At 71.0% G+C, this 26,460-nt stretch carries 16 protein-coding genes; 11 read left to right on the top strand and 5 right to left on the bottom strand.

Features of this window, described 5'->3' with window-relative positions; genetic code table 11:
- Positions 1 to 19 precede the first annotated feature (19 nt).
- Positions 20 to 2,776 carry an AfsR/SARP family transcriptional regulator gene (locus ABD269_RS27490; protein WP_344122164.1) on the top strand — a complete coding sequence of 919 codons (2,757 nt, stop codon included), beginning with the start codon at positions 20 to 22 and terminating at the stop codon, positions 2,774 to 2,776.
- On the opposite strand, the gene ABD269_RS27485 is transcribed toward ABD269_RS27490, so the two are convergent.
- The gene (locus tag ABD269_RS27485; protein WP_344122162.1) at positions 2,703 to 3,710 is read right to left on the bottom strand and encodes a serine/threonine protein kinase; all 1,008 of its coding nucleotides are present in this window, start codon (positions 3,708 to 3,710) and stop codon (positions 2,703 to 2,705) included. The genes ABD269_RS27490 and ABD269_RS27485 overlap by 74 nt on opposite strands.
- A gap of 69 nt (positions 3,711 to 3,779) precedes the next feature.
- On the opposite strand from ABD269_RS27485, the gene ABD269_RS27480 reads away from it, so the two are divergent.
- From ABD269_RS27480 to ABD269_RS27465, 4 genes are read left to right on the top strand one after another with little or no spacing between them, the layout of a single operon-like run.
- Positions 3,780 to 5,315: a PD-(D/E)XK nuclease family protein gene (locus ABD269_RS27480; protein ID WP_344122160.1), complete on the top strand. Its 1,536-nt coding sequence runs from the start codon at positions 3,780 to 3,782 to the stop codon at positions 5,313 to 5,315.
- Positions 5,312 to 6,457 (top strand): pPIWI_RE_Y domain-containing protein, encoded by a 1,146-nt coding sequence (locus tag ABD269_RS27475; protein WP_344122158.1) that lies wholly within the window; start codon positions 5,312 to 5,314, stop codon positions 6,455 to 6,457. The genes ABD269_RS27480 and ABD269_RS27475 overlap by 4 nt, the downstream gene beginning before the upstream one ends.
- Entirely contained in the window at positions 6,450 to 9,959 is a 3,510-nt protein-coding gene (locus ABD269_RS27470; protein WP_344122156.1) for a pPIWI_RE_Z domain-containing protein, read from the top strand. Before ABD269_RS27475 ends, ABD269_RS27470 begins: the two co-directional genes overlap by 8 nt.
- A gap of 32 nt (positions 9,960 to 9,991) precedes the next feature.
- Positions 9,992 to 12,751 carry a pPIWI_RE module domain-containing protein gene (locus tag ABD269_RS27465; protein WP_344122154.1) on the top strand — a complete coding sequence of 920 codons (2,760 nt, stop codon included), beginning with the start codon at positions 9,992 to 9,994 and terminating at the stop codon, positions 12,749 to 12,751.
- Between the two features lie 727 nt (positions 12,752 to 13,478).
- On the opposite strand, the gene ABD269_RS27460 is transcribed toward ABD269_RS27465, so the two are convergent.
- Positions 13,479 to 16,193: an FAD/NAD(P)-binding protein gene (locus ABD269_RS27460; protein ID WP_344122152.1), complete on the bottom strand. Its 2,715-nt coding sequence runs from the start codon at positions 16,191 to 16,193 to the stop codon at positions 13,479 to 13,481.
- A gap of 168 nt (positions 16,194 to 16,361) precedes the next feature.
- Between ABD269_RS27460 and ABD269_RS27455 the strand changes: the two genes are divergently transcribed.
- Positions 16,362 to 16,841, top strand: a complete 480-nt coding sequence (locus ABD269_RS27455) for an RrF2 family transcriptional regulator (RefSeq protein WP_301891787.1) — start codon at positions 16,362 to 16,364, stop codon at positions 16,839 to 16,841.
- 40 nt (positions 16,842 to 16,881) lie between these two features.
- On the opposite strand, the gene ABD269_RS27450 is transcribed toward ABD269_RS27455, so the two are convergent.
- Positions 16,882 to 17,724: a carbon-nitrogen hydrolase family protein gene (locus tag ABD269_RS27450; RefSeq protein WP_425572993.1), complete on the bottom strand. Its 843-nt coding sequence runs from the start codon at positions 17,722 to 17,724 to the stop codon at positions 16,882 to 16,884.
- Positions 17,725 to 17,932: 208 nt separating this feature from the next.
- Between ABD269_RS27450 and ABD269_RS27445 the strand changes: the two genes are divergently transcribed.
- Together ABD269_RS27445 and ABD269_RS27440 are read left to right on the top strand one after the other, a co-directional pair.
- Positions 17,933 to 18,700, top strand: a complete 768-nt coding sequence (locus ABD269_RS27445; protein WP_344122147.1) for a thioesterase II family protein — start codon at positions 17,933 to 17,935, stop codon at positions 18,698 to 18,700.
- 88 nt (positions 18,701 to 18,788) lie between these two features.
- Positions 18,789 to 21,683, top strand: a complete 2,895-nt coding sequence (locus ABD269_RS27440; RefSeq protein ID WP_344122145.1) for a helix-turn-helix transcriptional regulator — start codon at positions 18,789 to 18,791, stop codon at positions 21,681 to 21,683.
- 57 nt (positions 21,684 to 21,740) lie between these two features.
- Here ABD269_RS27440 and ABD269_RS27435 read toward each other — a convergent pair whose 3' ends face one another.
- A complete protein-coding gene (locus ABD269_RS27435) occupies positions 21,741 to 22,370 on the bottom strand; it encodes a response regulator transcription factor (protein ID WP_344122143.1) in 630 nt (209 codons plus the stop codon).
- Positions 22,363 to 23,616: a sensor histidine kinase gene (locus ABD269_RS27430; protein WP_344122141.1), complete on the bottom strand. Its 1,254-nt coding sequence runs from the start codon at positions 23,614 to 23,616 to the stop codon at positions 22,363 to 22,365. The genes ABD269_RS27435 and ABD269_RS27430 overlap by 8 nt, the downstream gene beginning before the upstream one ends.
- Before the next feature lie 167 nt (positions 23,617 to 23,783).
- Between ABD269_RS27430 and ABD269_RS27425 the strand changes: the two genes are divergently transcribed.
- The 3 genes from ABD269_RS27425 (at position 23,784) to ABD269_RS27415 (ending at position 26,439) form a co-directional block, all read left to right on the top strand.
- The gene (locus ABD269_RS27425) at positions 23,784 to 24,317 is read left to right on the top strand and encodes a hypothetical protein (protein ID WP_116214353.1); all 534 of its coding nucleotides are present in this window, start codon (positions 23,784 to 23,786) and stop codon (positions 24,315 to 24,317) included.
- Between the two features lie 74 nt (positions 24,318 to 24,391).
- Complete coding sequence (locus ABD269_RS27420) at positions 24,392 to 24,886, top strand: PH domain-containing protein (protein ID WP_116215987.1); 495 nt, start codon at positions 24,392 to 24,394, stop codon at positions 24,884 to 24,886.
- Positions 24,883 to 26,439, top strand: a complete 1,557-nt coding sequence (locus ABD269_RS27415) for a PH domain-containing protein (protein WP_344122137.1) — start codon at positions 24,883 to 24,885, stop codon at positions 26,437 to 26,439. Before ABD269_RS27420 ends, ABD269_RS27415 begins: the two co-directional genes overlap by 4 nt.
- Positions 26,440 to 26,460 lie beyond the last annotated feature (21 nt).

Raw genomic sequence — 26,460 nt, 5'->3', positions numbered from 1 at the left:
CGAGGAGAAGGGAAGGGCGATGGAGGGGCACGTGCTGGGCCCGGTCAGAGCCGAAGGGGATGGCGGCGGAAAGGTCTTCGGAGGTTCGAAGGCGGCCGGGCTGTTCGCACTTCTGGTGACATCACCGGGCTGTCGATGTACCAGGGAGGAGATCGCCGAAGTCCTCTGGAAGGGCGACGAGAACGCCGGCGCCCGGGTGGACCGTGCCGTCTCCGACCTGCGGAAGCAACTGGGCCGGGAGGTCGTGCCCCATGGTGGCAGGTCGGGTTACTGCACACTCCGCGTGCCGGAGGGCAGCGTTGATCTGCTCCGCTTCCACGACAGGGTGGCGAGAGCTGCGGGGCTGAGCCCTCCGGAGCAGTTCGAGCAACTCGGTGCGGCCCTGGAGGAGTGGGACGAAGGCGAACCACTGCGCGGGCTGACCGAGAGCGGCTTCCAGTCGCGCCGGGAGAAGCTGCGGGCCGAGTTGATGTCCGCCGTGTATGCCCGGCTGGACGCCGCCTGGAGGTCCAGGCAGGAGAAGTGGCTCCGTGAGGAGACGGAGAAATGGTTCGAGCGCGCACCGGAACTGCCCGAGGTCTTCCAGTTCTACCTGCTCGCCCACGACGACCTGCCGGAGCGCCGGCGTGAACGGCTCATCAAGGAGTGGACGCAGCGCAACGGAAAGCCGGACGCCGAATTGCGGAGCGCCATCGACCAGGTCCGGGGAGTCGCCAACCGGCCGGGCGGGACGCTCTTGCCGCCCGTACCCAACCAGTTGCCCGGCAGCAGCCGCAGGCCAGTCGGGCAGGACGAACTGATCCGCAGCCTCGTCGAGGCGGTGTGCGAGGAACAGGACGCCGGCAACCTGGCGCTGGTCCTCGTCAGCGGCATGGCGGGTGTAGGGAAGAGCACGGTGGCTCACCACCTCGCCCTTCGGCTGCGGGAGCGGTTCCCCGACGGGGTGCTCTACGCCGGACTGAATGGGTTCGCCGACGGAGACGTGCGGCCCGCCGAACCGGACGAGGTCCTGGACGGGTTCCTGGCCGCGCTGCCGCCTTACACCACGGTGACCGGACCGGAGAGCAAGAGCAATGCGCTGCGGTCGGCACTGGCCCGCCGTTCGGTACTCATCGTCCTCGACGACGCGCTCAACGCCCAGCAGGTGCTGCCGTTGCTCCCCGGAGACGGCACTTGCGCAGTGATCATCACCAGCCGCAATGACCTTTTGCGTCTGCAGTCCGAGAGGAAGGTGCTGTTCCGCAAGATGGAGCCGCTGCAGGAGGCGGACGCCCTGGAGGTGCTCCAGGAGAAGGTGTCGGCCGAGGACCGGGTGAAGTATGCCCGGGCCTTCAGCGAACTGGTCCGCCTTTGCGGTCGGTTGCCGCTGGCCCTCGCCGTGGTGGCCCGGCTCCTGGAAGTCGGTGCGCGTCCGCTCCGTACCATCCCCGACCTGGTGCGGGAGATGAAGGAGGAGCGGGAGCGGGCGAAGCTGGACACCCTGCATCTGCCGGAACATGAACTGTCGGTCCGTGCCGCGCTGAACTGCTCCGTACGCGTACTCGGTGAGGAGGCCCGGCTGCTGCTGTGGCAGCTCGCCGTCCACCCCGGGCCCAGCGCCTCCTGGGAGGCGGTGATGGACCTCGGGAGGGCGGTGGGCGAAGGGGCGCGCACCGACCGCGCCTTGGTGGAGCTCGTGGCGGCGAACCTGGTGGAGCTCCAGGGCGACCGTTACGGGTTGCACGATCTCGTGCGGGCTTTCGCCCGTCGGCACGTGCAACTGGGGCCGGACGGAGAGACGGCGGACATCGAGCGGGCGACCGTACGGCAGGTGCTGGAACACCAGTTGCACAACGTCCGCGCCTGCGACCGGGTGCTCGACCACGAGCGCACCCTGCCCATCGGCGAGCCCGACGGGGTCACGGTCACCGACCCCGCGGAACCGGGGCAGGCGATGGCGTTCCTGGACGAGGAGTACGCCACCGTCCAGCGAGGCATCCGATTAGCCATCGGCCAGGGCATCGAACGGTACAAATGGCTGCTTTCGATGGCCCTGGTCACCTATCAGTGGCGTCGGCACCTCCTCGACGACGCGCTGAGGAACCTCCTGTACGCCGCCGAAGCAGCTGAATCCGCCGCCGCCCCGGTCGATCGCGCCATGGTCCACCGGATGCTGGCAGGGACAAAGTGGCGGCTCGGCAAGTACAACGAGGCCGTGGGTTACCTGCGCCGGGCCGTTCGGCTCAGCGAGGAGGACCACAGCGAGGAAGGCCGGCTGAGTCTGGCCCGGTCGCTGCACCGGCTCGGGATCACCCTGCGGAAGCAGGGCGACCGGACGGGGGCGGAGGAAGCGCTGTGTCAGGCACTGGAGTTGTGCCGGGAGGTGTCCGACCTGGTCGGGGAGGCGGCCGCCCTGAACGCCCTCGGGGCGCTCCACCACGACCGGGGCGAGCACGAGCAGGCGCTCCGCCGGTGCGCCGATGCCCTGGTTGTGGTGGAGCACACGGTGGAGCGCAGCGGCCTGGCCGACGTGCTGTTCACCTTGGCCAAGGTGCATCTGGCCCGCTCCGAGCGGGACGAGGCCATCTCCCTGTACCGGCAGGCCTGCGACATCTACCGCGAACAGGAGAACTGGCCCAACGAGGACAAGGCGCGGCTGCTCTTCGCGGAGGTCCTGGTGTCCGCCGGTGAGACCGACACGGCGGTACGGGAGCTGGAGAGAGTCATTGTGCTGCGTGAACTGATGGGCGGTGAAGGCGTAGGTGAAGTCCGAGAGTTGCTGGAAGGGCTGAGGTGATCCGCCCGGCCGGCGACCATCGTCTTGCCGTCACAGCCGAGGCGGATGCCGTGCGGTAGTACTCGGTCGGGTCGGGGTGCAGCCGCTTCGACGGCCGTCGCGAGCCCAGCCGGGGCAGGTACGGGCGGAGTCGGTCGAACACCTCACGGACATCCGCCGGGCGCTCCTCCGCCTCCCACCGGACCATCCACAGCGCGAGGGAAGCGAACTCCGGCGGGAGCTTGCCGAGCAGGTCGGCTGGCAGCACCGGGGCCCCCGGTTCCGCCCGCTCCTCCAGTCCGCCATAGGGCAGCCGCATGACAGTCATTTCCAGCAGGATGCAGCCGAGCCCGAAGATGTCCGCCCGCCGCGTCAGACCTGAGGGGCATGCGTCGGACTGCTCGGGGGAGGCCCAGCCACGCGTGCCGCGCTCGCAGGATGTCTCCTCGTCCGCCATGATCGCGTGGCCCATGTCGATGAGCCGGAGACGGCCGTCCGGTTGCACGATGACGTTCTCGGGTTTGAGATCGCAGTGCACCAGATTCCGGTCGTGCACTTCCCGTAGGATTTCGCACAGCTGGCCGATGACGGAGGCGATGGATCCGGGATGCCTGACGGGCCGGGCCGCCAACAGCACGTTCTGCAGTTGGCGCCCCTCGACGAATTCCATGACCAGGCATCGGCGCCCTCGGTGCGTCCCGGTGGCGACTATTTCGGGAATCGCCTGAATTCCCGTCAGCATCATCATGCGGGAGCCCTCTTCGAGAAGCCTCCTTCCGGCCCAAGAGAAATCGCTCTCTGGGCCGAGATCCCGGGCCTTCTGGAGCTTCAACGCCACTCTCTCCCCGATCCTGCGGTCACGGCCGAGGAAGAGGTCGCCCTGACCGCCGTCACCGACCATGTCCAGCACTTCGTAGCGCTTCTCCACATTGCCGATCTCCTCGATCTCCTTCATGTCCACCCTTATTTCCTCTGTACAGAAATGGAGCAGGAAGTGTCACAGGCATGGCTACCCCCCGACGGGGTGACCCGCACCTCCGAAGTCATCACGGTATCCGCCGGAATGTTCAAGGGAGGAGAATTCCGCTGCCCCGCCGCCGACGCCCTCAAGACCCGCGGCTACCACCCCACCGACCGGTTACCGCGCCGCCGCGAGCAGTTGGAACAATTCTCTCTCGGCCCCTTCATGGCCGCCTGCGACGCCCGCTCCCGGCCCTCCGGCAGCCCGCCCCGGACACGTACCGCGCCCTTGCACGACGGCCTGAGGACCTGGTCGGACCACGGTGTGAAGGCGTACGAAGCGACCTTCCCCGCCGACCCGGAACGCCCCCTGAACGAGGTCCCCGAGCCATGGACGTACCGCTACCGGCCGTCCGGCCCCGACCCGCGGAACGCCCAGGAGTACCGCTTCACCGTGTGGGGCCGGCGCCTGGCCTCCGCCGACGGTTCCTACCGTGAACTGCGTCTGCCCGTGCACCGCCTGAACCGGAACCTGCCGCCCGACGGGTTCACCGCTGCTGTCGCCCTGGTGCTGGCCGAGGGCACCCCCGGGCCCCCGCCGGAGCACGTACGGATCGTGGAGTTCGCGCTGTTCGACGGCCGTACGCGGGAGCTCTTCGCCGGTAGCCGGGAACAGGCGCTCGCCCGGTACCGCGAGCACGGCCCCGACGCCCTGGCCCGGGTACTGGACGGACGGGAATACCGCCCCGGTTCCGCCTGCGGCGGATGCCCCTACCTATCGGTCTGCCCGGCCCTGCGAGCGGCGCCCGGACTGTTGGGCATCGAGTCGCCGGACCGGCCCCGCCGCACCTGGTCGGTGACGAACGGACGCAACTACCGGGTCTGCCCGGCCCGCGACCACATGCGCCGGCTGCACCTGCCCACGGCGGACTCCGTCGAGCGCGAGGTGACGGCCGAGCGCGGCCGGGCCCTGCACGCCTACCTCGCCGACCGGCACGGCCACGGATCGCCGCGACCGTGCACAGTCGAGGTTCCCGAGGAATGGGTGCCGGACGGGTTCGACCTGCCCGACCGCGAACGCATGCTCGGCGCACTTCTGTTGCGGCGGCACGCCGCTGTCTGCCCGCTGCGGTGCGTCGGGGACGGGACAGACGTGCGGACCGAACCCCGGGTGGTGCGGCACGACACCGCCGCCGACGTGGTGGTGATCGCCGCACCCGACCTGCTCTACCGGGACGCCGGCTCATGGGTATGGCGCGAGACCAAGACCTCCGCCACCGACCGGCGGTCGAACCGCCCCTTGCTGGAGCTCTACCCCCAACTGGCCCTGGCGGTCGTGCTGATCGCCCGCGGTGACTTGGGCGGCGCTCCGTCCCGTGCCCGGGTCGAGCTGGAGGTGCTGCGTCCCGGCGGTGCCGACCTGGAGATCATCGACCCCTTCGCCTCCGCCAACCGGACCGCGGCGGAGGAAGTCCTGCGGGCGATGGTGGCCGACTGGCACGGGGACGACCATTACGCGGCCATGCCCGGACGCTCCTGCGAGCGGTGCGAAGTGGCCCGCTGGTGCTCGGCGTCGCCCGCCACCGAGGCCGCGGCATGAGGACGGGGGCGGCCCGCCGGGCCGGCTGGCCGGACACCGGGGAGGAGTCCGAGGGCGTGGGCAGCGAACTCTTCCGCGAGCTCGCCCGCATGGTGGCGGCCCTCGCCGAGGTCCAGGGACTCCGCTCGTTCGCCCTGCCCTATCCCGGTCTCGCCCAGCGTGCGCTGGACCACACGGTGATGCACTGCCTCGACGTTGGGGAGACACCGCCGAGGAGCCTTCCGGAGCTGTGGGAGTGGTGCCGGACCAGGCCGGCGGGCGATCCGCTCTTCGCGGTTCCCGCCTCCCTGGTCACCCCGGGCGCGACGCTGGTACACCCGGTTGGCCGGATGCCGACCCGGTCGTGCCTCGAAGTCGCCTCGCACGGGCCGGACGGGGGCGTGGCGGTGCACGCCTGCGCGCTTTTGGGCGACCTGGAAGCGCGGTGCGGAGCAGGTGCGCGCTACCGGCAGTGTCGGAGGTTCCTGGCCCGCCACCCGGTGGTCCACCAGCGGGACCGCTTCGGGCCCGGCTGGAGCAAGGCCGTCTGGAGCCGGGTCAAGGACCTCTACGGGCCGCTGCCCGAATCCCTGCTCGTCGACGGCGACTTCCTGCGCTGCCCTTCGTGCGGGCTCCCCGCACTGCCCCGGGACGGCGCCGTGCCCGTACCCGGGCCGTCCGCCACCAACGCGGACATCTGGTGCGAGGGGGAGGAATGCCCGCGCGACGACCCTCTGATACTGATCCGCGAGCCGGAACAGGCGTGGATCCTGCGGCGTTCGCTGCGGATGTTCCTCGCACTGCCGCACCGGACGGAAGAGGCCGCCCGGGAGGCGCTGGATCGCGCCGGGATCGACCACGAGGCCCTGTCGGGGCCTCTGTCCGCCTACCGGCTGAGGGACACCGGTCCCGGAGTCGTGGACATCCAGGTGCACGACCGCCTGCAGCCGGCCCTCCTTGCCGCACATCTCACTGACAGCGCACCCCTCGCGGACCGCACCCTCGTTGTGGTCCCTGACGCGCTCGCCGGGCGGGACGGCTACCGGGAGGCCTTCACCGACGCCCTTCCCGCACTCCTGCGGGACCGGCTGGTGCTCACCACACCCGTGGACCTCGTGCCTGACCTGGGACGGGCCCCGAGAGAGGAGAAGGACGATGCGTAGCATCACCCCGCCGCTGACCGACGTGCTCCGCGCACTCAAGGCATTCCTGGGGCCGTCCGTCCCCAATCCCGCCCTGGAAGCCCTCTGCCAGGTGGAACTCGGCCTGTACCTCCAGCAGAAGCTGATGCCGGGCAGCCCCGCGGGCAGCGCCTGGGTACTGTTCAGCGGATACGGGTTCGCCGAGGCGTACGGAGCGCGGCTGCCACCGGACACCGCGCGGACGCTGCGTGTCGCCCGGTACTCGCTGTGGACACTGCGCAGGGGCCGTACCTGGCGCGAGGCGCTGGAGAGCTACCGGCTGTTCGACCCCAGGGTGCGCGGCTACGACGTACCGGACACCGAGTCGCCCGCCATCCGCCGCGAACTCTCCGTCGCCGGCGACCGCTTCCCCGTCTACGAGCAATTGCTGCGTGTCGCCCCGCCGCTCGCGGGCCAGCGCATGCCGGTCGCGAGCCAGGGGCCGCATGCCTTCCCCGTCAGCCGCACCCTGGCTGTCGTCGACCTCCCGCCCGTCCCCCACACCCCCCTTGTCGCCCACGACATGGACCTGGAACCGGCCGGTGGCGGAGAGCCCCTGGTCTTCACCAGGAAGAATCTGGAGCGCACCGCAGCGGAGATGGACGCCACGCACGCCCGCGTCGGGGAGGGTAGGCCGCCGCGCTGGCTGGAGCGGCTGCGGGCCTTCGACCTGTCCACCAAGGAGAACGGCACGTTCCACAAGGCCGGCAAGGACGAGGACTTCACGTTCACGGTCGATGGGATCCAGCACTTGCTCGGCATCGTCGGCGCGGGCAAGAGCACGCTGCGCGACATCGTCGCCGTCCATCTCGCCAAACTCCGCAAGCGCACCACCATCGTGGTCACCGATGTCGCGGAGGTGCTGAAGCTCGTCCGGCTCTACAACCTCTACACCGACGGCGCCGCCGCACCCGTGCTCGGGTCCTCCGGCCGGGAGCGGCACACTCAGCGGCTGCACCGCCGGCTGGCAGGCCGGGGCGAGCACCGGCTGCTCGCCCACGACGACCCCGCCTTCGCCTACCTCGGGACCTCCTGCGTGCTCAACATCATGCGGCAGGGCGCCATTTCGTCCACCGAGCCGCTCGCCTTCGGCGAGGCGCCCTGCTCCCGGCTCCGGCCACCCTCGGACCCGCGGCGCGACAAGGGCGGTGGACGGGCCTCCGAATGGCAGAGGAGGGCGACGAGCTGCCCGTACTGGTCCGCCTGCCCCCGGCACCATGGGGCCCGCACTTTGGTCGGCGCCCTGATCTGGGTGGCCACGCCCGCCGGACTGATCGACGCCTCGCCGCCCCGCCCCCAGAACGGCGAGCGTATCCGCTACCTCGAACTCGCCTGCCGCCGCAGCGACCTCGTGATCATCAACGAGGCCGACCGCGTGCAGATGCAACTCGACCAGGCCTTCGCACCCGCCGTCGTCCTCGCCAGCGACGAGGACAAGGGCCTCATCGACCAGCTGAGTCGGCACAAGATCCGGGAACTCGCCGCGAGCGGGCGCACCCAGCTCTCCGAACGGGACGTGGAGACCTTCGCCGCCGCCCTCAACACCGCCGCAGCGGCCACCGACCGGCTGTACGCGATGCTCGTCGCCGGGTACGAGCTGCGCAAATGGGTGCGGACGGGCTACTTCAGCGCCTGGACGCTCCAGCTCGGACTGCTCGACGAACGCTACGAACTCCCCGACGGCAGCGGGCCGGAACACCGGAACCACGCCCCCAGACAGGCCCTCGGCAAGCTTCTCGACGCCTTCCGCGACAATACCTTCGGCGACCGCCGCCGCAGGACGGAGGAGGACTTCAGCCGGCTGACCGCCCTCCTCAACGAACTGCTTCACACCGGCAACCCGGAGAACACCCGCCGCCATCTGACCGAAGTCATGGACGAGGTCTTCCGCATCGACCCGCAGCACATGGCTGCCCGGAAGCAGGAGTACAAGGAGAAGTACGACGAGTGGCAGCGTGCGGAGGGGGAACGGCAGAAGAAGCACGGGAGCCGCCGGAAGCCCAAACCACCGCCCCAGACTCCCGAGCAGTGGCGGCAGAAGCTTGCCGAACGCTTCGAGTTCACGCTGCTGCTCAGTGCCCTGGAACCCCGGCTCGCCATGATCAACGCGATGTGGCCCCGCGTCGAGGCCGCCCTCAGTCTGGACTACAACACGATGTACCGTCGGCCGCTCGACTACGGCCCGATGGTGCCCGAGGCTCCTATGGGCAACGTACTCGGCTTCCAGTTCCGGGTCCCGGGCGAGGACGAGGGCGGAGTCCGCAGCGGCGAGCTGACCTTCTTCCGCTGCAGCGGCGTCGGACGTGAGCTGCTGCGCGCCATGCCCCACATTGCCTCCGTCGACGGCAGGCCCGGCGCCCATCTGCTGCTCATGTCCGGCAGCAGCTGGGCGGGCGCGTCCAGCCGCTACCACGTCTGCGTCCCGGTCGGTGTCGTCATCGAGCCGCCGACCGAGGTGACCGAACGCATCGCGGACGAGAGCCTGATGCGCTTCGAGTTCATCGACGACGGCGACGAGAGGCTGCGACTGTCGGGAACCCACCCGGACGACCGCCCCGAGAAGCTGCGTCGTATCGCCACCCACCTTGGCGCTGGAGAGTACGACGCCGTCGAAGGAGGCCCGCTGGAGCGCGAGTTGCTCTCCCTTCCCCCTGGGCGAGACCAGATCCTTCTGCTGGTCGGCAGCTACACCGAGGCACGCATCGTGGCCGACACCCTGCACAACCTCAACTCCCGCTGGCGCGACAGCGTACTGTGCCTGGTCTCGGACGACGAGGAGATCGCCCCGGAGGACGAGGCGCCGTCCGCCTACCGTGCCCGGTCACTGCGCCGGGGCGACGTCGAGCACCTGAAGGACCTCGACGCGAACATCCTCGTGGCGCCCCTGCTGGCCGTCGAGCGGGGCCACAACATCCTCAACGACGACGATGAGGCAGCCATCGGCACGGTCTACTTCTTGGCCCGGCCCAATCCGCACCCCGAGGACCTGTCCCTGGCCGTCCACGCCGTCAACGACTGGATCGTCCGCGCCGTCACCGGTGGTGACTTCGACACCTGGGCACAGGGACAGACCACCGTCGAGGAATTTGCCGACGAGGTCCGCCGCCTCGCCCGTTCGCGCTGGTACCAGGTGCTCGCCCGCTCGATGGCGTGGAGCCGCCTCGGCGACGATGTGCGGGAGCAGGTCACCTGGGACATGCTGGTCCTGATCTGGCAGGTGATCGGGCGGCTGGTGCGCGGCGGCGTACCGGCCCGGGTGGTCTTCGTCGACGCCGCCTTCGCCCCGAACCGCGGGGCCGTACCCCCGCGAACCGACACCCCCGAGTCCAGCCTGCTGCACAGTGTGCTCGACGTGCTGGACCCGTACTTCGACGGTGACACGAAGAGCGCGGAGGACCAGTTCATCGCCCGAGCCCTGTACGAACCGCTCCGACGCATGCTCACCCGCTTGCTCGCCCCTGCTCCCGCCCCGGCCCACCCGTAGGCGCCGAACCTCAGCTTCCAGGAGGCAATTTCGTGTATCACACCATTCGCGTCGCGGCCTACGAACCCGACCCGCTCCATGGACCGTGGCGGGAGGAGATGAGGGTGCTGCGGCTCGGTGAGGAGCTGCACACCGAGCTCACCAGGATGTACGCCGAGGCCGAAATGGGCTCCGTCCGCCCCGACCGGCTCCCCGTACGCAGGCTCAACTCCCTGCTCCAGGCGATGGCCCCCGGTGTCATCGCGACCGGCCGCAACGCTGGAACGGACGGCCGCTTGCCGTGGCTCTACGCGCGGGAAGCCGTCCCGCCGGAGGTACTGGCCCCGGTGATCGGCACCTGGGCGTCGGGCATGTACCGGGAGGAGGACGACACCGAAGGCGCCGATCTGGAGGAGAGGCTCCGCTCCGACGACCCGGCCGAGGCCGTCCAGCTGCCACATTGGGAGGCTGAATCGGTCGACCTCGCCGAGACCGTGACCTCGGCGGGCGGAACAGCCGAACCCGCCGCACGGCTCTACAGCCTGCTGCCCGAGTGGGTCGCCTTCCGCCTGGCCGCCCGGACGTTCCGCACCGGGGGCACCACACTCCACTTCCGCGTCGAGAGTTCGGGCAACGGTGCGCGACTCGTCTCCTGGCCGCCGCAGCGGTACGGGCGCCGCGGGCAGACCTGGTACTACTCGGGCTGCCTCAACATCACAGTCCATACCGTGCCGTTCGCCCCACGGTTCCGTGTCCATGTGTCCACCCAGGTACGTCGATGGGCCACCCAGCTGGATGTACGCCCCCACCAGCTCGGCGGCGCGACCGTCCTGCTCGATGCTCCGCTACCGTGGCCGGGAGGGCCGGACCGGGGCCACCGGCTGATGGCGAACACTCTTGGCTACGACCGGCGGCTGAAGGAACTGGCCTGGCGCCACCACAGCCCCGCACCGCTCGTGCCCGAGCTGGACATCGTACGCAACTACCCGCAGCCCGAGGCGCTCTTCTCCCACCCGGAACGCTGGATCAACGGGTCCGGGGACGTGGCCGCTGGCATCGTCTACCACCCGTCGATCGGCCCGCACGAGGTCGGACCCGGGCTGATGCCACAGGAGCGGGCGGATCTGGACGCCTGGGTCGAGGAAGGGCTGCGCCCCATGCTGACCCGGGTCCCCGACCTCACACGGGTCACCCGGAGTAACACCCCTTCATTGCTGCCTCGTTCGGGTGTCGGACGTGGTCCGGGCGTCCGGGACGCGCAGCTGGCCTTGCAGCGGCGGGCGGCGCTGGCACGCGCACTGGCCGGCCGTCCCCTGGAGATCGATGTCTTCTGGCAGTCCCCGGAAACCCGTGCGGCATTGCTCGCGGAACTGCCGAAGCTCATCGGCTTCCCTCCCGGAGAGAGGGTGGTGCCGGCCGACGACGACACCTGGCGGTGGCGGGGCGAGGGGATCGAGATCCGGGTACGAGCCCGGCCCGCGGGGCCCTTGGCCGACGCCTTGCCGATCTCCCGGGAGCGCAGGCGCCCCAGGGCCGTCCGGCTGGCCGAAGCTGTCGAAGGGCGCTGTCGGCTTGTGGCGGACCGGGTGGTCCCGCGACCCGACGCGGCAGGAGTCGTGATCACGGAGATCGCCGACAAGGAGCGCTTCGCCGCCGTCCTGGACTCCGACCCCAAGCACGCGCTGCGCATCGCCTGGGCGCGGCAGGGTCGGCTGAGCCAGTTCGTCAACCTGCCTGACGGCACCGACAACGGCCTGGAGCACCGGGCCAGGTGGACCTGGCTGGACGCCTTCCGGCAGCTCGGTGCGATCAGCCCGCCTGCCCATCGAGTGGGGGCCGGAGTTCCCGGCGACCTCCAGTACGTGGCGCTCTGGCTCGTACGCCACACCAGGAAGGGGCCCACACGGCGCCCCGTTCGCCGGCTGGTCGCGGTGCGGGTCCGCCCCGGGAACGGAGGACCGGGCGTCATCGAGGGGTGGAACGCCGAGCGCGCCGAATGGGTGCCGTACCCGAAGCTGTTGCTGCTCCTCTCCCAGGCAGTGGAACCGGTGGCAGAGGCTGATACGGGTGCCCCTGGCGATGGCGCGGCCGCCCGGGGAGGGCTCCGGCCCGCTGCCCGCCCGGGCGTGGAGCAGCACAGGCAGGGGGAGACCGAGCGGCAGATCCGCGCGCTGCTCTTCCAGCTCCGCGACCGCCCGACGCTCCTGCTGGCGGACGCCGGTAATCTGCGCCAGTGCTGGCCCGGCCTGCGCAACGGCGAGCTGGACCGCGACATGCTCGGCTTCGGCACCGAACCCGCCCAGCGCCACACGCTCTACGGCGACGGCCTGCGGGTGGTGCTCGTACGGGACGCCAACGCGCGGGAGGAGGTGGCGGAGTGGTACGCCCACGACGCCAAGGGCAGGGTCGGCTTCGCCGAGGGCGTGTGGGGGACGGCGGAGACGGAGAGCCGTGTCTTCGCGAGTACGGCCTCGAAGCCGCACACGGTGGCGAAACTGCCGAAGGGACTCATGAAGCTGGCGCCCACGGCACAGGGCCGGACAGCACCCGGGAAGACGGCCTGGAACCCCGGGCAGCTGGAGATCACCGTGCTCGGCTGCCTGTCGGAGAAGGCGCTGGCGGACTCGGGGCGTGAAGGGGACCTGCCTGATCGGCCGGCGGAGTGGGCGACGCTCACGCACCAGCTGCGCTACCACGACGACTACCCGCCGCTCGCCCGGCCCCTCCCGCTGCACTTGGCGCGTCTCGCCGGTGAGTACGTGCTTCCGGTGGCCGGAACGAAGGAGAAAGGGAGCACGTCGTCCGCTCCATGAGTGAGGCGCCGTCTACATGGGGCGTCCCAACGATCGACGCTGACGATTGACGGCGTCTGGTCCACTCCTTGCTGGGATCACCGCACGCCATTGTTCTCTCCGCCGTGACGCTCGTTCGACAGTGGCGAAGGGCGGCTGATCTGGCGGCCAAGCTCATCGGTCGTGTCTCGGAGCCGTGCTGAGTTGGACTCTGTCCTGACTTCGTGCGGAGCCCGTCGCAGGGGCCCGGCTGGCGCAGTCCCTGTTCCGATCGTGCTGGGCGCGCCGTTTGCCGTAAGGCGGGAGAGCTGAGGTGAAAGCGCACTGACTTCGCCGGCGCTGGGGCACTGTGCCGGTGAACTTCAGCCCGCGCACCGCGCGGTGGCCCACATCGGGAAGCACCAATGCTGCGCCTCTTTCGGCGCCTTCACAGGCCGTGCGCCGGATTGCCCCGGCTCGCCCGTTTCGAGACGCCCCGTGCCAGCCGGACCGGGGCTGTCGGCGAGGAGCCGTAGCCGTCCGGAGCTGATCACGTGTCCGGTAGGACGTCGCCGTCGTGTCGCGGTGCCGGGCGGCACGGGCCGCCGGGCACGGTCAGTACCGGCCGCACCTCGACGGTGTGCTGGCAGCCCGGCTCGATCGCGACCGGTGCGGGCCGAGTAGCGGGTTCGTCAGTCCCGACTCGGCCATCCCGGTCCGCGGGCTGCGGGCGCCCCAGGAAGGCCCGCAGCGCGAGCGCCCCCGCCCCTCAGATCGTCGCCAGTCGCCCCAACCGCCGATGATCCAGAGGCGAGGACCGCCGGTCCAAGCGGTCCTGCAGCAGGCGGTCGGCCTCCGTGCAGCGGCCCGCCGACGCCAGGGCGTACAGGAGGGTCTCCTCGATGACTTCGCGTTGGGCCGCGCTGCCGCCAACGCGGGGGAGGGCCGGCAAGAGGGCCTGAAGGGCGGGCGCGGCGTCGTTCCAGCGTTCTTCTGCCACGGCGGCCATCGCCTCGCACAGGGGGTGGATGACCTCGCGTTGGACGGGGTCGCTGTGTTGCGCGGCGTAGCGTCCGAGGCGGTGCAGGGCGCAGATTTCGCGGGCCGCGGTGAGGGCTATCACGCTGTGCAGGGCGGTGAATGGTGTCACCGGCCGTTCGAGGGTCTCGTTCGCGACCTCGCTGAGGACCTCGGCGATCGGTACGGCGCCGGTCCACTGGCCGGTCAGCTGGGCGCGCCAGAGCATGGACACGGAGTCGACGAGTGCGCGGATGCCGCGCACCTGGGGCGGGGCGAGCTGGACGGACCAGCGTCGGCGTACGGCGGTCGCGTCGTCCAGGGCCAGTTCGTGGAGTGCGGCGTGCCAGGCGAAGTGCGCGCCGTGTGTGGCGCCCTGTCCGTGGTCGCCGATCCAGGAGTCGAGCCAGCGCAGGCCGTCCTGGTGGTCGCCGCACTCGTAGTGGACGTGCGCCAGCGCGTGTACGGCGTGGCCGGAGTCGGCCTCGGAGGTCAGGGCCCGGCGGGCGAGCGCGCCCGCCTCGTCGAAGGCGCCCAGCTCCTGCCGGATGAACGCGAGGAGGGAGGTGTGGAACCAGTGGCCCGCATGGGCCGGTGCCGTGCGGGCGACCAGTTCGTAGGCATCGTCGCGCAGGTCCGTGACGCCGGAGAAGGCGATGGTGGGTACGGCCATGCTCAGGGCCAGGGCGTCGCGGGGGTGGTCGCTGATGTGTTGCAGCAGGACGGCGTCGCCGTCGCCTGCCGGGCCCTGGATGCGGCGTGTGATGACGTCGACCAGGCCGCGTTCGCGTGCGTCGCCGCGTTCCCGGACGGCTCGCTGGGCGTCGGCGAGGGCGCGTGGTACGTCGACCTCGGCGCCGCCTTCGTGGCCCAGCATGGCGAGTGCCGCGTGGGCCAGGGCGAAGCCCGGGTCCAGTTCGACGGCCTGGAGGAAGGCGCGATCGGCCCCGGAGCGCACCTTCATCAGGCGCTGCAGGCCGATCCGGTAGGTGGCCGCCGCCGACGGGTCGGTGCTGAGGGGTTCGCCCAGGTTGTCCACGGGCCTGCGGCGCGCCGGGGCCGGGGGCAGCGGGGCGGCCTCGTCGAGGAGCACCTTCGCGATACCGGCGGCCTGCCCGCGGATCTCGGGGATGGCCGTGCTCTCCCAGAGCTCGCCGCGCCGATGGGCGCCGAGCGTCCACATGGGCGGGCCCGCGACCGTGTCGTCGCCGATGAGCCGGCCGTCGGGATCCGTCGCGTATCCGATGCCGAGCGGACCGGGTGCGGCCAGGCCGGACGCGAGCAGGCCGTGGTCCAGCGGGTCGGTGGACTCGGTGAGGCGGGCCGCCGGTCCGGTGCAGTCCACGACCCAGCCGACCTTCAGGGTGCGGCCGTTGTCCAAGGTCACGGACAGAGCTCCGGGGTCCGTCGCTTCGCCCGTCTCCGTGCTTCGGACGGTGGCGACCTGGCCCGCGGATACGCGCAGCCGTTGGGACTCCCGGAGGCGGGCGATCGCCTCCGCGGTCGCCGGGGCCATGCGATGCCGGTGGGAGTTCCACAAGGAACGGTCACGGGTGAGGAATTCGGCCCTGTCACCGTCCGGCAGGGCACTCCACAGCCGGGCGGTCAGCGGTCGCAGTCCGTCGAGCGCGGGTCGCCAGTCGCCGTGACATCGGAGCGTACGGCGCACGTGCCGGTAGACGTCCCTGCGGAGCCGGCTCAGCGGAAGGCCGTCGAGCGACCCGGGCGGGGCGACCGGAGCCAGCGGGGTGACGGCGTGGGCGGCCGGCAGGGTGCCGCTGCGTGACACGGCATGGATGGTGCGGTCGTCGCGGTCGAGGGTCAGCGCCACGTCGACAGCCGTGAGGCCCGTACCGACGAGCAGTACGTCGTCGCCGGACGAGAGCGGGCCGTCGAGCGCTCCGGGCGCCCAGGCGTCCGGGACGAAGCGGGCCGAGTCGCGCAGTTCTTCCGGTGCCCAGGAGCCGGAAGCCGCTTGGGGGCCGGTGGCGAGGACGACGCTGTCGGCCCGTACGACCGAACGATCGGCCAGCCGGAGAGCCGCCTGCTTCCCGTGCCAGGCGCAGTCGGTCACTTGGCCGCGGATGTGCCGCAGTGTGACGGTACGGGCGCGGGCCGAGGCGTCGGAAAGGGTGTCGGAGAGGTAGGCGCCGTAGTCGCCGCGGGCGGCGAATTCGGTGGCGGTCGCCTTGGCGTTCCCGTGACGCGTGAGCCAGCGCAGGAAATGCGACGCGTCATCGGGATAGCAACTCATCTTGTCGGCCGTGACGTTCAGCCGGTGTCTGTTGTCCTGGGTCGCGAACGCGGCTCCGGTGCCGACCTGTTCCGCCGGATCGATCAGAAGCAGCTCCAAGCGGGTGCGACGCCGACGGGCGATCTCGCACAGATGGATGGCGACGAGCGTGCCGGCGGCGCCGGCACCTATCACCGCGACTGTGTGCTGGTCCTGGTGCGCCTGCTCAAGCAACTGCTACCTCCAGCGGATGTATTCTCCACCAACTCGATGCACTATATGAAAATGGGTCCAGACGGGAATGCGCGCGTCCGGCACGCGTGATGTAGATCACGGTGGATTCGCAGGTGGGGATGGGTAGTTGGCGCGGCCGGGGCGCGAAGGTGTGAGAGGTTGCTTTCCATGCGGATTTCGGCCAGAGCGGATTACGCGGTACGAGCCATGGCGGAACTGGCCCGCACCGAAGCCGTGCCGACCAAAGCGGAGTACCTCTCCGAGGTGCAGGACATCCCGCTGCGCTTCCTGCTGTCCATTTTGCGGGAGCTCCGCCAGCACAGACTGCTGCGCAGCGTCAGAGGCCCCGACGGCGGCTACTTCCTGGCCCGGCCGGCCGGGGAGATCACCCTCGCCGACGTGATCCGTGCTGTCGACGGACCCCTCGCGAACGTACGCGACCTGCAGCTCAGCGGGCTCAACTACCCGGGCGCGGCGGCGGCTTTGCCGGACGTCTGGCGGGCCGTGCGCGTAAGTCTCCGACAGGTGCTGGAATGCGTCACCCTTTCCGACCTCGCCCAAGGGGAATTGCCCCCGCTCGTGCGCGGGCGGGCCCAGGAATACGCCGACGACGTCCGTCACCCTCCCCGGCCCACGGCCGCCGATTGAAGCGGCTACGGCCGTTGGAACCGCTACGGCCGTCGCCGCGTCATGAGGAGTAGAGCTCCGGCCGTCTGTCGCGCAGATACGTGGTGGCGGCGCGGGCGCGCCTGAGGACCGCCGGGTCGACATCGGCGATCAGCAGCCCCTCGCCCTCCTCGGCCAGTGCCGAAGTGGTGCCGTCCGGTGCCGCGACCGTGGTGTGCCCGCAGAATCCGATGCCGCCGTGGCTGCCGGTCCAGTTGGCGTACGCGATGTACAGCTGGCTCTCGAAGGCGCGCGCCGGCACCAGGGTGCGGGCCACGAAATCCCAGGGGCGCATGAGGCCCGTGGGCACCAGCAGCACATCGGTGCCGGCCACCCCGTGGGCCCGTACGGCCTCCGGGAACTCGACGTCGTAGCAGATCAGCAGCCCCAGTGTCAGGCCCTTGTACGACGCCTGCACCACCCCCTGCCCGCCGGGGGTGAACATGGCGCGCTCGCCGCGCCCGTACAGATGGGCCTTGCGGTAGACGGCGAGGGTGTCGCCCTGCGGGGAGACCAGCCGGGCGGAGTTGTGGAGCCGGTCGCCGTCGGTCTCCGGCCAGCCGTGCACCAGGGCGATCGAGAACTCGCGGGCGATGGCGGAAACTTCCGCGCACTGCGGGCCGTCAACCGGACCGGATGCTTCCGCAAGGTTGGCCGTGAGCAGCGGATAGCCGCCGACGGAGATCTCGGGAGTGACGAGCAGCTCGGCTCCCGCCTCGGCCGCCCGGCGCGCCGCCCGGCGCAGCCGACTCAGGGAGTGGGCCAGGCCGGTCGTGCCGCACGCCGCCTGCTGGCAAGCGATCCTCACTGGGTGTCCTCCCGGAAGCCCGGCATCGTCGACATATGAGTTTTTAACGATACCCATACGTCCGGGGGGCGAAGGGGCGACCGCCGGGCACATGGCGCTTTCGGCGTGCGGACTTTCAGGGGTAGGGGCTCAAACATAGGGGTACCCCCTGCTTCAACTGCCGTGATAGACATGAAATCCACCCGGGGCGCTTGTGTTCTGGCGCATATCCCGGCATACGCATGGCAGTTGGCGTACGGAACTTGAGGGAAAGACTCTTCGGCACATGGGTGAACAGCGAGAAAACAGCGCCTGGGTGCGCCGGTTCCATCCCGCTCCGGAAGGCAGCGTCCGACTTGTCTGCCTCCCGCACGCCGGAGGTTCCGCGCCCTTTTATTTCCCGATGTCCCAGGCGCTTTCCCCGGCCGTCGACGTCCTGTGTCTGCAGTACCCCGGACGCCAGGAACGACGGCTGGACCCGGGCATCGAGAACATCCCCGACTACGCGGACGCCATCGCCGCCGAGCTGAAGCCCTGGCTCGACGTGCCCACGGCGTTCTTCGGGCACAGCATGGGCGCGGTCCTCGCCTACGAGGTGGCACTGCGCCTGGAGCGTGAGACGGGGACCGGACCGGTCGCCGTGTTCGCCTCCGGCCGCCGGGCACCGTCCCGTTACCGGGACGAGAACGTGCACCGCCGTGACGACGACGGCATCGTGAAGGAGATGCAGCTCCTGAGCGGCACCGACGCCCGCGTCCTCGGCAACGAGGAGATCCTGCGGATGGTGCTGCCCGCGATCCGCAGCGACTACACGGCCATCGAGACCTACCGCTCCGAGCCCGGAGCCACCCTGCGCGCCCCGATCACCGTGTTCACCGGTGACGACGACCCCAGGACCAGCCTCGAAGAGGCCGAGGCGTGGCGTGCGCACACCGCCGGCGACTTCGACATCCATGTGTTCCCTGGTGGTCACTTCTTCTTGGCCAACCATTCGCAGAAGATCATTGAGATCGTCTCCGCGAAGCTCTCCGCGGCAAGCTCACAGCAGCACTGACCGGAGCGCGCCTCCGCGTCAATGCACAATCCTCGCAGTCCCGGCTGACTGCCGGGTCGCGGGCCGGATTTCCGGGGGACGGACTTCCATGCCTGTCAAAATTTCCGAACGTGAGAACCACCTCGCCGCGCTCGCCGAAATGCTGGGCAGCGCGGAACGGGGCAGGGGGCGGCTGGCGCTCATCAGCGGCGCGGTCGCCAGCGGGAAAACCGACCTGCTCGACAGGTTCGCGGGGCAGGCGCTCGCCCGCGACGCGCTGCTGCTGGAGACCACCGGCTCCCGGTCGGAGCGCGAGCTGTCCTTCGGACTGCTCAAGAAGGTCTTTGACAACGCTGCCATGCCGCCCGCGGCCCGCGCCGAGGTGATCGCGCTGCTGGACGGGGCGGACGGCGGCGAGGGGGACGACGCGGCGGCCCGGCTGCGGATGATGTCCCGCGTCTCCTCCGTGCTGCTGCAGCTGGCCGAGGAGCGCACCCTCGTCATCACGGTCGACGACGTCCACTGGGGCGACGCGCACTCCCTGCAGTTCCTGCTCCACCTGGCCCGCCGGGTGCGGCAGTCCAAGGTGCTCGTGGTGCTCACCGAGTCCACGCGGCTGCGTCACGAGCAGCTGACGTTCCACGTGGAGCTGCTGCGCCAGCCCAACTGCGGCCGGCTGCGGCTGCACATGCTCACCGAGCCGGGCATCTCCCACGTACTGACCGAGCATGTCTCCAGCGCCGTCGCCGACCGGCTGGCACCCGAGTGCCACCGCCTCACCGGCGGCAGCCCGCTGCTGCTGCGCGCCCTGCTGGAGGACTGGCGGGCCGGCGGCGAACACGGCGAGTCCCTGCAGCGGCCGGTCCCCGGCGAGGCGTACGCCCAGGCCCTCCTCGGCTGTCTGCACCGCGGCACACCCGATGTGCTGACCATCGCCCAGGGCGTCGCCGTCCTCGGTGACGCCGACTGCCCTGCGCTGCTCGGCGAGTTGCTCGGTCTCACCGCCGGGGCCGTCGAGCAGGGGGTGCAGGACCTGCACCAGTGCGCGGTGCTGGAGGGCGGCGCCTTCCGCAGCCCCGCCGCGCGCGCCGCCGTGCTCGGCGCCGTCCCCGCCCCCACCCTCGCCGCGCTGCACCGGCGGGCCGCCGAGCTGCTGCACGGCGACGGCGCCGCCGCGCTGGAGATCGCCCGGCACCTGGTCGCCGCCCGGCGCGAGGCCGAGCACTGGGCGGTGCCGGTGCTGCGCGAGGCCGCCGAGTACGCGCTGGTCGAGGAGGACCTGGAGTTCGCGTTGCGCTGTCTCGAACTCGCGCACGCGGCCTGCCGGGACGGGCACGAGCGCGCGGCCCTGCAGATCCGGCTGGTCAGCATCGCCTGGCGGCTGGGCCCGGCGGTTGCCGAAACGTATCTTCCGCAGCTCGCCGTCGAGCTGGAGGCCGGCCGCATCGCTCCGCGCGACCTGGCGCTGTCCGTCTCGTACCTCGCCTGGTCCGGCCGGCTGGAGCGGGCCGCGGACGTCGTCGCCCGGCTGTCCGGCGCGGCGGGTGCCTCCGTCGCTCCGGGCGCCCTGGGCATGCCGGGCGCGGGCCTGCTGGTATCGGGCGGGCTGGGCCTCGCGGGCAGCCTGGACCGGGCGGCCGGCGGCGACGCCGTGCCGGACGCGGCACTGGCCGCCACCGCCCACTGGCTCACCATGATCAGCCCGCCCCTGCGGTCCCGCATCCCCGCCGTCGGCGCCGCCGTGGCGGTCTCCACCGGACCGCGTGACCTGGCGGGCGAGGCGCACGCGCAGTCCGCGGCCACCGTGAACGCCGCCCTGACCGACGGCCGGGCGCACCACGCGGTCGCCGAGGCCGAACGCGTCCTGCAGCGCTACCACCTGTCCGACAGTGCCCTGCAGCCCCTGGCCTTCGCCCTGATGGCGCTCGTCTACGCCGACCGGCTCGACCTCGCCCAGTCCTGGTGCGAACGGCTGCTCGGCGAGTGCGCGACCCGCCGGGCGCCGTCCTGGCAGGCGGTGCTGTCCGCCGTACGCGCGGAGATCGCGCTGCGCCAGGGAGATCTGCCGGTGGCCGCGCACCAGGCGCGGACCGCGATATCCCGGATCTCCCCGGCCGGCTGGGGCGTGGCCATCGGCCTGCCGCTGGCCACCCTGATCCAGGCCGAGACCGGCATGGGCCGTTACGAGGAGGCCATGGCGCTCCTGGAACAGCCGGTCCCCGACGGGATCTACCACACCCTGCCCGGGCTCCACTACCTGCGCGCCAGGGGCCGCTGCCACCTTGCCACCGGCCGCTTCCACGCCGCCCTCGGCGACTTCATGACCTGCGGCGAGCTGATGTCCGCCTGGCGGGTGGACACCCCCCAGCTGATGCCGTGGCGACTGGACGCGGCGGAGGCGTGGCTGGCCCTGGACGAGACCGAACGGGCCCACGGCCTCGCCGAGGAGCAGCTGCGGCGCAGCCCCGGCAACCAGCGGGTGCGCGGCGCGCTGCTGCCGATCCTCGCCCGCGGCGAGGACCTCAAGCGCCGGCTGCCCCGGCTCAAGGAAGCCGTCGAGATCCTGGAGGACGGGGGCGACCGGCTCCAGCTCGCGGGCGCACTGGGCGAGTTGGGCATGGGCTACCGCGCGCTCGGCGACTTCAACCGGGCGCGGGTGCTGATGCGCAAGGCCTGGCACGTCGCCAAGGCGTGCGGGGCGGAGCCGCTGTGCCGGCAGCTGATCCCCGGTCACGGCGACGGCTCGGACTTCGTCGCCGCGGCCGAGCAGACCGGTGACGGGGACGCGGTACAGCGCGAGGTCGAGGCGCTGACCGAGGCGGAGGCGCGGGTCGCGCTCCTGGCCGCGCACGGGAACACGAACCGGGAGATCGCGTCCAAGCTGGTCGTCACCGTGAGCACGGTGGAGCAGCATCTGACCCGGATATACCGGAAGCTGAAGGTCAAGCGCAGGCGCGACCTCCCCGCGAGGCTCGCCGACAGCAGCCTGACCGGGGTCTCCTAGCCGACGGCCGGGATCCGGGCACCGGATCCCGGCCTCTGCTTCAGCAGGCCCCGGTTGTCACAGCAGGCCCCGCTCCAGAGCCGTCATGACCGCTGCCGTGCGGTCGGAGACCCCGAGCTTCTTGAAGGAGCGCAGGAGGTGGGTCTTGACGGTGGCTTCGCTGATGAACAGCCGGGCGCCGATCTCGGCGTTGGTGAGGCCCTGGCTGACGAGGCCGAGGACCTCGCACTCGCGGCCGGAGAGCGGCGAGGGCTCCACGACCCGGGCCCGGAAGAGCTTGCCGGCGAGGGACGGGGTGAGGACGGTCTCGCCGCGGGCCGCGGTGTGGACGGCGTCGATGAGCTCCTGCCGGGAACTGCCCTTGAGGAGATAGCCGGCCGCGCCCGCCTCGACGGCGCGGAGGATGTCGGCGTCGTCCTCGTAGGTGGTGACGATGACGACCTTGGTGCCGGGGCAGCGGCGCAGGATGTGACCGGTGGCGGCGACACCGTCCATGCCGCCCATGCGCAGGTCGAGCAGGACGATGTCGGGCCGGAGGGCGGCGGCCTGGACGATGGCCTCCTCGCCGGAGCCCGCCTGGCCGACGACGGTGATGTCGGCGGCGGACTCCAGCATGGCGCTGAGGCCCTCGCGGACCACCGGGTGGTCGTCGGCCAGCAGCACCGCGACCGGCTTCGTCTCATTCACTGACTGCCTCCTGGCCGACCGCGCCCAGCGGGGCGGTCACCTCGATCGTGGTGCCCTGCCCGGGAAGGCTGCTGACGGTCGCCGACCCGTTGATCTCCGCCGCCCTGGCCTGCATGCCGCGCAGCCCGTACCCTTCCTGGCTGTCGTCCGGGGTGAAGCCCTGGCCGTCGTCGCGGACGACGACGCGGACGGTCTCCGCCTCGTAGGCCACCAGCACCTCGACCGTACGGGCGCGGGTGGCGTGCTTGCGCACGTTGGCGATGGCCTCCTGGACCGAGCGCAGCAGGACGACGCTCACGGCCATCGGCAGCGGCCGCTCGGTGCCCTGGACCGTGCAGCGCGCGTCCAGGCCGGTCTCGGCGACCAGGCCGTCCGTCTGCCGGCGCACGGCCTGCACCAGTGAACTGCCGCGCAGCGCGGGCGGGGTGAGGGCGGTGACGAAGTCCCGTGCCTCGGCCAGTGACTCCTTGGCCACCCGGCCGGCCAGCGACAGATGGGTGCGGGCCAGGGCGGGGGAGTCGTCCAGCTCCGCCTCGACCGTCTGCACGAGGCTGATGATGCTGGTCAGCCCCTGCGCGATGGTGTCGTGGATCTCCCGCGCCAGCCGCTCGCGCTCGGCGGCGATGCCCGCCTCGTGGGAGAGCCGGGCCACCCGCTCGCGGCTGCGCTGCAGATCCTCGATGAGGCTGCCGCGCTCCTCGCTCTGCCGTACCACCCGCTTGATCCACAGCCCGAGCAGCGTGGACAGCGCGATGCTCAGCAGCGCGATGGGCAGCACCTGCAGGACGCTCAGCCCCAGGCTCTCGCCGCGGAACCACACCACCGCCACGCACCACAGATTGGCCGCGACGACCATGGCGATGGCCCGCGGCATCGACACGCTCATGATCAGCATGGGTACGACGGCGAACATCGCGAAGGCGCCGGAGAGGCTGAACGCGGTGGTGACGGCGAACAGCAGCAACAGGACGCCGACGAAGACCAGGTTGCGCGGGCCGGTCGTGCCGCTGACCATCAGCGGCCGGCCGAAGCCCGCGTACCAGGGCACCATCAGCGTCAGCGCGCCGATGCCGAGGGCATGGGCGCCGGAGATGAACAGCAGCGTGGCCGAGACGAAATAGGAGACCGCGAAGAAGCCGTCCCACAGACCGAACCAGCGGGTCCCGGACTCGGGTCCGTAGAACGCGCCGTCCTGGGGCGCGTCGCGCCGGGTCTGTGGCACGCCTCGCAGGAAGTGAGTGCGCACCTCATAGTCCTACCACGTGCGTCCACCGTGTCCACCGGACGGTGGACAGTCGGAACCCACCGGTCAGTGGTCACGGCGGCGGCGGCCCGCGCCTAGCGTTGACACCAGGACGCCGGAGAGGTGGCGCTCCGCAGCCGAGGGCCCTTCACGGGCGGGAGACATCGCACATGAGCCACTTGAGTCAGTTCGTCACCGCACTCATCGCGAGTGGCACGATTCTGATCATTATCCTGGCCACCGACATCGGCCGTAAGCGCATCACCACCGCGCGCATGGTGCGCTCGGTGATCGCCGTGGCGGTCATCATCGCCATCTTCGTCCGCTCGTTCCCCACGCAGGGGAACGACGTCTCGCTCCAGCTCGTGGGCATCGGGGTGGGTGTGATCGCCGGCCTCATTGCAGGTACGTTGTTGCCCGCCTATCGTCATGAGTCCGGTGACATCTACACCTACGGCGGCATCGGCTACGCGCTGGTGTGGGTCGTGCTCTCCAGCGGGCGTGTCCTCTTCGCCTACGGGGCCGAGCACTGGTTCACCGCCGATCTCATCCGTTTCTCCATCGACTACAAGATCAGTGGACGGGACACCTACTCCAACGCATTCGTCTTCATGTCGCTGGCCATGGTCCTGACCCGCACCGCCGTCCTGCTCACCAAGATGCGTCGGGTGCGCGCCGCCGAGGCCGCGCAGGTGGCCGGCTGATCAAGGCGAAGACATCCCACCAGCCGGCGAACGTGCCGTGATCGAAGAACTTGGGTGAAGCAGCAGTGGAACGCATGGAAGAAGATGTGAGGCTCCGGCCGCCCCGGCACCGGGTGTCGAGCCGAGCGGTCGGCTGGTGGACGCTGCAGTCCGCGCTGTTCGCCGTGCCGCTTCCGCTCACCTTCGGGATCCTGTGGGCCTCCATACCGCCCACCCGCGAGATCTTCATGTGGCTGACGCTGGCCTCGCTGCTGCCCGGCCTGCTCTACGCGGCCGTGATGCCCTCCTGGCGCTACCGGGTGCACCGTTGGGAGGTCACCGACGAGGCGGTCTACGCGGCCTCCGGCTGGCTGTGGCAGCAGTGGCGCGTCGTCCCGCTGTCCCGTGTGCAGACCGTGGACACCCTGCGCGGCCCGCTGCAGCAGATGTTCAAGCTCTCCGGCGTCACCGTGACCACCGCCTCCGCCTCCGGCGCGGTGAAGATCAAGGGCATCGACCACCAGCTCGCCGACGACCTGGTGGCACACCTGGCCCGGTTCACCCAGGCCACTCCCGAGGACGCGACGTGAGCCGCGAGACCACCGCCGAGGGGTCGGCGCACGATGTAGGCCCCGAGTGGGGGCGGCTCAACTCCCGGCTGCTCCTGGTCCACCTCGCCGTCCTGGTCGCGCCGGTGGTGATGTTCCTGGTCGACCTGGCGATAGCCGGGAAGACCAACCTGCAGACCCTGATCACCCTCGCCTCGCTGTTCGCCACCTTCCTGGTCATCAGCGGCGTCGGCCTGATGCGGCTGTTCACCACCCGCTACCGGGTCACCGAGAGCTTCGTCGACCTGCACTCGGGACTGTTCTTCCGCAGCCGCCGGTCGATACCGATCGAGCGCATCCGCAGCGTCGACCTGACCGCCAACCCGCTGCACCGGCTCTTCGGGCTCACCACGCTCAGCATTTCCACCGGCGAGCAGAGCTCCTCCTCCGCACACCGGCTGGCGCTGGAGGGCATCAGCAAGGCGGACGCCGTCGAGCTGCGCCGGCAGATCATCGAGCGGCGCGACGCCGGCCGCGGGATCGTCGGCGCCGTCGAGGACAACGGCCCGATCAGCGAACTCGACTGGTCCTGGCTGCGCTACGGCCCGCTGAGCGTGTGGGGCGTCGGCGGTGTCCTCATCGCCGGCGCCAGCGTCTACCGCACGCTGCACGAGATGAAGGTCGACCCGCTGAAGTGGGGGGTCGTCAAGGACATCGAGGACCGCTTCGGCTCGCTCCCGCTGTGGTACGGAATCCTGCTGGCCCTGGTGGTCCTGGTGGTCCTCGGGATCGCCGGCTCCACCGGCACCTTCATCGAGAGCTGGTACGGCTACCGGCTGACGCGCGAGGACGGCGGGATGTTCCGGGTCCGCCGCGGCCTGATGGTCACGCGCTCGGTCAGCCTCGAGAAGCGGCGGCTGCGCGGTGTGGAGCTGGTCGAGCCGATCCCGCTGCGCTGGGCCGGGGCCGCCAAGCTCAACGCCGTCGCCAGCGGCCTCGGCAACCTCGAGGACAACCGCAAGCGCCGGGTGCTGACCCCGCCGGTGCCCCGCGCGGAGGCCCGCCGGGTGGCCTCCGAAGTGCTGGGTGTGGACCCCTCGTTCACCACCCGGGCCGGGCTGACGCGCCACCCCCGGGCCGCCCTGCGGCGGCGCATCAACCGGGCGCTGATCTGGGCGGTGCTGATCGCCGCGGTGCCGGTCGGCCTCGGCCTGTGGCTCGGCCCCGGTCTCGTACGGGCCGGCTGGATCACCGGCCTGGCCCTGGTGCCCATCCTGGTGGCCTTCGCGTTCAACGCGTACCGCACGCTCGGGCACGGGATGCGCGGCGGCTACCTCCTCACCAGCTCGGGGACGTTCGCGCACCGAACGGTCGCCCTCCAGCGGGAGGGGATCATCGGCTGGAAGATCACGCGGACGCCCTTCCAGCGACGGGCCGGACTGTTCACCCTCGGCGCCACCACGGCCGCCGGGGAAGGCGTCTACAAGGTCCACGACGTGACCGAAGCCCAGGGAATCGCCTTCGCGGAGGAAGCCGTGCCTCAGCTCCTCCTCCCGTTCCTCGAACGGGCACCCCGGTCCGCCGCGCGCGGCTGACCGGCCCTCAAGACCAACTGG

Source organism: Streptomyces blastmyceticus, from assembly GCF_039521185.1.
In the GTDB taxonomy this organism is placed as follows: Bacteria; Actinomycetota; Actinomycetes; order Streptomycetales; family Streptomycetaceae; genus Streptomyces; species Streptomyces blastmyceticus.
Note: the sequence above shows the minus strand (reverse complement) of the source record. Positions and strands in the feature narration are given on the sequence as shown.